Origin of the sequence: Brevibacillus fortis (assembly GCF_003013395.1) — a bacterium.
Taxonomy (GTDB): Bacteria; Bacillota; Bacilli; order Brevibacillales; family Brevibacillaceae; genus Brevibacillus; species Brevibacillus fortis.
The window spans coordinates 63,450-70,517 of the sequence record NZ_PXZM01000041.1 but is presented as its reverse complement, the minus strand read 5'-3'; the positions used below and the strand labels follow the sequence as shown (position 1 = coordinate 70,517).

5 protein-coding genes are annotated in these 7,068 nt (G+C 46.2%); 2 read left to right on the top strand and 3 right to left on the bottom strand.

Features of this window, described 5'->3' with window-relative positions; translation table 11 throughout:
* Window positions 1-248 precede the first annotated feature (248 nt).
* The 3 genes from C7R93_RS24275 to C7R93_RS24265 all read right to left on the bottom strand — a co-directional run bounded on the left by C7R93_RS24275 (window position 249) and on the right by C7R93_RS24265 (window position 3,551).
* Complete coding sequence (locus C7R93_RS24275) at window positions 249-1,352, bottom strand: citrate synthase/methylcitrate synthase (protein ID WP_106841227.1); 1,104 nt, start codon at window positions 1,350-1,352, stop codon at window positions 249-251.
* Window positions 1,353-1,450: 98 nt separating this feature from the next.
* Entirely contained in the window at window positions 1,451-2,539 is a 1,089-nt protein-coding gene (locus C7R93_RS24270) for a DUF418 domain-containing protein (protein ID WP_244191649.1), read from the bottom strand.
* Window positions 2,540-2,636: 97 nt separating this feature from the next.
* The gene (locus tag C7R93_RS24265) at window positions 2,637-3,551 is read right to left on the bottom strand and encodes a LysR family transcriptional regulator (RefSeq protein ID WP_106841225.1); all 915 of its coding nucleotides are present in this window, start codon (window positions 3,549-3,551) and stop codon (window positions 2,637-2,639) included.
* Between the two features lie 214 nt (window positions 3,552-3,765).
* On the opposite strand from C7R93_RS24265, the gene C7R93_RS24260 reads away from it, so the two are divergent.
* Together C7R93_RS24260 and C7R93_RS24255 are read left to right on the top strand one after the other, a co-directional pair.
* Window positions 3,766-5,412 carry a DUF6583 family protein gene (locus tag C7R93_RS24260; RefSeq protein WP_106841224.1) on the top strand — a complete coding sequence of 549 codons (1,647 nt, stop codon included), beginning with the start codon at window positions 3,766-3,768 and terminating at the stop codon, window positions 5,410-5,412.
* A 217-nt stretch (window positions 5,413-5,629) separates the two neighbouring features.
* Window positions 5,630-6,994, top strand: a complete 1,365-nt coding sequence (locus C7R93_RS24255; RefSeq protein ID WP_106841223.1) for an IS1182 family transposase — start codon at window positions 5,630-5,632, stop codon at window positions 6,992-6,994.
* The last annotated feature ends 74 nt before the right edge of the window (window positions 6,995-7,068 follow it).

The window sequence follows — 7,068 nt, the reverse complement described above, 5'->3', positions numbered from 1 at the left end:
CGACTTGTGGAGTCCTACCAAGCGGAGAAGGGATTAGCGGGCAACAGAAACGCAACGTGCCAAGCGACGAAGCGGCTACCACTTTTGCGTTTCCCCGCTAATCGCTTTGGAGCGGACAGTCTCAGCCCCCAGCAGGACGGAGCCTGGAGCCTAGACTGGAAATATTCTTCTCCCCACCGCAGCCACATTTATAAAACACGAAAAAAAGCTACCCGCATAACGGATAGCTTTCATGATTAACGTCTCGATTATTCTGGCATGGTGCCGATGTAATTGGATTGCGGGCGAATAATGCGGTTTTTGCCTGCCTGCTCCAGTACGTGCGCACTCCAACCGACCATACGGCTCACGGCAAATGTCGGTGTAAACAAATTGTCGTTCAAGCCCACCGCGCGCATGACAGCTGCGGCAAAAAACTCTACGTTTGTATTCAGTTTGCGGCCTGGTTTGTACTCTTCCAGCAGCTGCAAGCCTACTTTTTCTACGTGTGTCGCCAGATCGAACCACGGATCGTTGGACGACAGCTCGGATGCAACGACGCGCAGAGCAGTTGCACGCGGATCAATCGTTTTATAGACACGGTGTCCGAAGCCCATCAAGCGTCCGCCGCTCTCCAGCTTGTTGCGCAGCCATGGCTCAGCATTTTCTTTCGTACCGATAGCCTCGATCATTTCCGTCACTTCAGATGGAGCGCCGCCGTGCAAAGGACCTTTCAGGCTTCCGATTGCCGCCGTAATGGAAGAAATCAGATCGGATTCGGTCGAGCTGACGACACGACCGGAGAACGTGGATGCATTCATGCCATGCTCCTGCGTCAAAATCAGGTACGCATCCAGTGCGCGAACATGTGCCGCTTTCGGCTTTTCACCCTTGAGCATATACAGATAGTTCGCTGTATGATCCAGCTCCGGATTCGGTGCCAAGGGCTCGCGGCCCTCCAGACAAGCGAAGCGATAGGCAACGATTGTCGGCATCTTGGCAGCCAGCGAAATCACTTCATCCATAGTCGGCGGGAAGCCGTGCGAGGAACTGCCCAGTGCCGAAACACCTGTACGCAGTACACTCATCATATCTACATCTGCCGGGATCAGCTTCAGGATTCCCTTTACGTGCTCCGGCAGCTCACGATTTGCTTTGAGCTTATCTTTTAAATCAGTCAACTCCTGCTCGCTTGGCAAATGTCCGAACCAGAGCAGGTGTGCCACTTCCTCAAATGTGTGGTGAATAGCCAAATCACGTGCCCAATGACCACGATACACCAGCAGTCCATTAATCCCATCCACCAAACTAAGGTCTGTTTCTGCTACGGCGATACCATCCAAGCCGATAGCCAAAGGATGTTGTTTTGTCATCATCACCACTCCATTTTCGTCTCTTTTCTCTCCAGTATATCGATTCATAATCGTGAAGGGAAATAGAAGAAAACCGGGGTTTTGATCACGTTTTACAATCAGTTAGCAGGAGCTGGAACCGTCTTCTTTTTACGTCCGTACGTCAGAAAACGCCACAGCTTTTCCATCGGCCCCTGGTTAAAACGCTTCAGCCACAGCCAGCTTACGAGTAATTGAAACGCATAGATCGGCAGCGCGAGCAAAAACCAAGAAGAAAGCGGCATTGCCGTAATACCGAACAAAGCAATCAGGATGGTCATGATGACTGTCTGGCCCAAATAAGTCGTTAACCCCATTTGTCCCGTGTAGGCAAATGGCTGGAGAACCTTCCGTACCAGCTCACGATCAAGCAATAGAAACAAGCTGGCTATCAAACACAGCGCCATAGGCAGCGTACTCAGATCAACCAATATTTTGTTCACCGACTCAAGCTTTGGACCAAAGACGACACCGCTCGCCCAAACAATGCCTGCTGCGATTGGAAGACTGATTGTTAAGGTAGTAGCAGCGATTCTTTTCAACAACGGCTTATACTCGCGAATTTGAGCAATCAAACCACGTTTTCCCGCATACAAGCCAAACAGGAACATCACGAAAATCGGTATCATTGTCGACTGTAATGTTGCGATAAACGGATAGACCTCTTGACCATTGAGCGTCTGCACGAGCGCCACGCCTTGAGTGAGCATGTACACTCCTCCCAGACTGGCTGCCCATGCTAGAATCGTAGAAGGCTTTCTTCGATAAAAAGGCATGAGTAAAAAGCCGAGCAGTGCATACACCGTCAAAATATCTCCGAACCAAAGAATGACGTGAATCACACCAATGAAAAACATCGCGAACAACCGTCTGCTGAAGAGACGAAATACTTTTTGTCCACGCTGTTCAGCCCTTGACATGAAAATGTAAAAACCTAAGCCAAACAGAAACGAAAAAATCCCGAAAAATTTCGTCTGAATGAATAAATCATAGCTCAAGCGAAGCCATGCATCGATCCCTGCCTCCATTGGCATAGGAACGTCTTCCGAATACATGACAAAGCCTGGCAAGTTCACCAGCAAAATCCCGAACAAAGCTAATCCCCTTACAATATCAATAGAATAAATCCGATCCTTCTGTGCGATTGGTTCAGCCTGCATATTCGTCATTCCTCCCTGCTGTCTTCAAGCAGGGTTCAGTATAGGTTACATATACTGAGCAAAACTATCGATTCACCTTACATCTACCTTACAGGCTTGTTATCTTTTATGTCCGTCCCCCCGACTGAACAAGTGGCATCGGTGGATACAAAGACTGCAAAATATCTATAAAATGCTGCGCTGGCTCACTAATCCCTGCTTTGGGTACCAGCAAATAAGAAGCGACCTTCGGTAAAACAAGGCCAGGTGTAGGCAGTTCAATAAAACGGTTTTCAAACAAATCCCGATCGACAGCCGTCCGAGGCAAAAAGGAAACGCCCAATCCATCCTCGATGAATCGCTTTGTAATGTCTACCTGCGAAACAGCCATCGTACGCAAGGAAAGCCCCCTCTGACGCAAAAGCAACAGCAACTCATCCCAGTAGCCCGGGTGATTGTGGGTCAGCAAACGGTTCGATTGCACCTCCTGCTCCCAATCAGGCAAAGGTGCCTCCATATCTCCGCCACTGTGAGGAACTGCAAAAACAACAGGATCTTCGTACAAAAGATACGTAGACAACTGGAATTCTCCCGGCACCATCCGGGTTAAGCCCAGATCAGCCTGTCCATTTTGAACCAGCGGGCCGATTTCCACGGAGTCGACAATTTTAATCGAGATATCTACATCAGGATAGAGCTTGGTGTAACGGTGCAGCAAATGAGAAAAACGAGCACGGGCAATAATCGGCGAAACAGCCAGTTGAAGCTTTTCCCGATAGCCCTGTCTCCATGCCTGCAAGTCCTCCATACTGTTATGCCACTGTGCGAGAAGTCCTTTTGCATGTGGCAAGTAGCGTTTGCCCGCAGCCGTTAACCGAACGCGTTTGCCAACCCGTTCAAACAGCTTGATCCCCAATTCTTTTTCCAATTGTCGTATATGCTGGCTGACAGTAGGCTGCGCAATGAACAACGCTTCTGCTGTCTGGTGAAAATTTTCTGTCGTGGCCGCCACCATAAACGTTTGCAGTACCCGAAAATCCACGTGATCTCCCCCTGCTGTCGCTGTTTCTTTGTTCTATATGCATACAAAAGAAGGAAGAATGCAACCATTTGGGTCTTTCTTCCTCTTTTTTGAAGAATTTTACTGGAAATCGTTCCCCTCCATCCTCCTTATGGTACAATACAAAATCGAGTGCGCAAATTCATTACGCACATCGTACTCACCAAAGAGAGAGAGCAAAAAGGGGAGAGACAAGATGGAAACTGCAACAAACGTGAACCCACCGCGCAAAAGCAAGAAAAAAGTATGGCTGATCGCGGGGGCAGCGGCTGTCGTTGTGCTGGGTGGATTAGGAACCGCCTATGCCAAGTACGATTTGTTTAAGAGCGCAAAAACGATTTACCTGCAAGCGGAAGCGGAGAGCATGATGAAATTTTCAAGCGACGTATCCAAAGCTTACGGGGAATACCAAGACTACATGAAGCCATACCTGGAAAAACCAGTTCATTCCACCACTGAGTTGAGTGAAATTGCCCTAGATGCAACGATCCCGGACCCGCAAGCGCAAAAAATTCTCGACATGCTGGGCAAAGCGAAGCTCGTGATGCAAAGCAACATCGATGAACAGAAAAACCAGCAATCCGGTAACCTGGAGATTCACCTCCAAGATAAAAAGCTGGCTACCCTTGAGTACTTCATGAATGATTCCATCATGGGCTTCAAGGCTCCAGAGTTTTACTCCAAATACGCGTTTATGGACTTGAAAGATCGCGATGCTCTCAAGGAAAAGATGGGCGAGGAACTGCCGAAGCGCTTCGTGAGCTATAGTGATTTACATGAAGCTATCAATTTTAACCAAGATGAACTCAAAACAGTCATGACTCCGTATGCGATGCTCTATGCTGACAGCATCAAAGACAGCCAGGTAAGCATCAAAAAAGAGGTTTCCTTCTCCGAAGAAGGACTCAAGGAAGATGCACGGGAGATCACCGTTACTTTTAACTCCGCAGAAGGCGTGGCTCTGACGAAGCAAATTGCAGAGAAGGCAAAAGCAGACCAGAAGCTGTTTGACCTGATCTACAGCCGCTACCACAATGTGGCTACACTGATGCTCGACAGCGGCTACAAAGTAGAGGAAATCAGCAAAGAAGAATTCAAGAAAAATTACGAGCAAGCCTTCGATGACATCATCAAGGATACAGAAGATACAGACACCAAATCGACTGACCAATTGAGAATGGTCGTGCTCGTGGATAGCGACCACCAAATCTTGTCCCGCAAGCTCTTGTTCGACGGCAAAGAGCAAAAAGATCACCTGGTCTACAGCAGTGTTTCCTACGATAAAGGTGCAGAAACGTACTACCGCTACTCCCTGCACAACCTGTCTGATCTGCAACGTGGCGAAATGTCCTTCACGTACAGAACGACAGAAGAAAAAGACAAGACAAAGGGCAAGTTCAGCGTCCTGGCGAAAGAGACCGATCAGCCAATTCTGGACCTCTCGACTACTTTCGAGACAACCAAGCAAGACAAGAAAAAAACCGGAACTTATGACTTTGCCCTCGTGGTGGCAGACGAATATTCCTCCAACCCTGTTGCTCTGACTGGAAATGTTTCTGTGAACGAGACGAAGACAGACAATGGTGTAGATTCTGATGGTACGGTAAAAGTGAACTTCTCGAACCCTACTCCAGATATGCCAAAAGGTTTTAGCTTCAAGCTGAAGTCCAAGGCTGAATTCGGTAAAGCATTAGAAATTCCAGCTATGTCTGCTGACAACTCCATCAATTTCGCTAAGGTAACTGACCAACAGATGATGGAAGCGCAACAAGAAATCATGCAAAACACAGAAAAATTCATGACGGAAAACGCTGAACTCGTGCAACAGTTCATGACGCCTTAATTGTTTCGTGGTCAGAAGAATCCGCTCATAATCGTTACTAGCAAGCTGGCATCGGTCCTAAACCGGTGTCAGCTTTTTTATTAAAATCACCATTTGTTCTATTGAAAAAGGACCTCCTGAAGGGGGTTGTTGACAAATTTCCGTAGAGATAGGGGTTTCTGGGAATCGTGTAGAAATCATTTCTATACGGTTCTTTTTATTTTGGGGGGGCTATCTCATGATGGGAATCGATGGAGACAAACAGCACCAGTTTATGTTCTTAAATTTGGATGATCTCGTACCCGAGAATCATTTTTTACGAGTTGTTCGTAATAAGATTGATTTTTCTTTTATCTATGAGAAAGTGCAACATTTATATTCGCCTGTCGGTCGTCGCTCAGTTGATCCAGTTTTGTTAATGAAAATGATCCTTATAGGGTATCTTTACGGCATCCCTTCCGAAAGGAAGTTGGAACAAGAGATCCAAGTGAATTTGGCCTATCGATGGTTTTTAGGATTGGACTTAGCTGATACTGTTCCCGATCATTCCACACTGAGCCAGAACCGTCGTCGTAGATTTAAAGAAAGTCATATTTTTCAGGAGATCTTCGATCACATCGTCTCGGAATGTATTCGAACGGGTTTAGTTACTGGGGAAATAATTGTTGTTGATTCTACTCACGTCAAAGCGAATGCATCGATCAATAGGTCAGAAAAAGTTTTAGTGGAGAAGAAGCCTACTGAGTACCTTGAAGAGCTAGAAAAGGAAGCACGGAGAATTGAAAATGACAGAGATAACGACCCTACTAGGAAAAAACGAGGGAGAAAACCTAAATCCTCTCCTCCTGAAAAGGAAGTACAACAGAGCACAACAGACCCGGAGTCAGGTTTATTGAACCGTCCTAATAAACCCAAGGGATTTCACTATTTAGCGCATACGAGTGTGGACGTTAAGCATGGAATCATAACCGATATACACGTTACGGCTGCTAATGTGAATGACCACGAGCCATTTATAAAACGATTACAGGTACAAAAAGAGAAATATGGTTTACATATTGGCAAAGTAGGAGCAGATAAAGGATATGATCGCTCTGGAGTACACCATGAATTAGAAAATTTAAAGATAACCGGTTATATCTCTCCGATAAAAGGTGGTATTGATCAGACCGAAAGGTCAGTACGATTTACATTTGATGAAATGAACGATGCCTATTATTGCTCGAATGGCAAGGCACTTCAATTTACTCATGTTAAGTGGCACAGTTGGAAACAAAGTTATAGCAAAATTTATGCTGCCCAAACAAAGGACTGTAAGTCTTGTGAGTTACGCCAACAATGTTTTGGGCAAACCGCATCTCGCAAAACAATAGAAAGACCATTATTCCAAGAGGCTAAAGAACGCAACCAAGCAAGGAAGCAAAGCCAAGAGTACAGTGTTATCCAAAGGCAACGAAGAATATGGTGCGAGGGTACCTTCGGTACAATGAAAAGGCAGCATAACTTAAAAGAAACATACAAAAGAGGCATTCGAAATGTATCCGAACACTGCCTCTTTTCAGCAATGGCAATTAACATTAAACGAATGATAAAAGCGAACTAATCACAGGTTACGGAACAAAACAATCCAACAGCGTATAAGTGAAAAAACGGCAAAAGGGTTAGGGCATTGGTTCC

Bases quoted from the DNA above. Each gene is read 5' to 3' on its own strand.
- C7R93_RS24275 (WP_106841227.1), bottom strand. From the start codon at position 1,352: ATGACAAAACAACATCCTTTGGCTATCGGCTTGGATGGTATCGCCGTA.
- C7R93_RS24270 (WP_244191649.1), bottom strand. From the start codon at position 2,539: ATGACGAATATGCAGGCTGAACCAATCGCACAGAAGGATCGGATTTAT.
- C7R93_RS24260 (WP_106841224.1), top strand. From the start codon at position 3,766: ATGGAAACTGCAACAAACGTGAACCCACCGCGCAAAAGCAAGAAAAAA.
- C7R93_RS24255 (WP_106841223.1), top strand. From the start codon at position 5,630: ATGATGGGAATCGATGGAGACAAACAGCACCAGTTTATGTTCTTAAAT.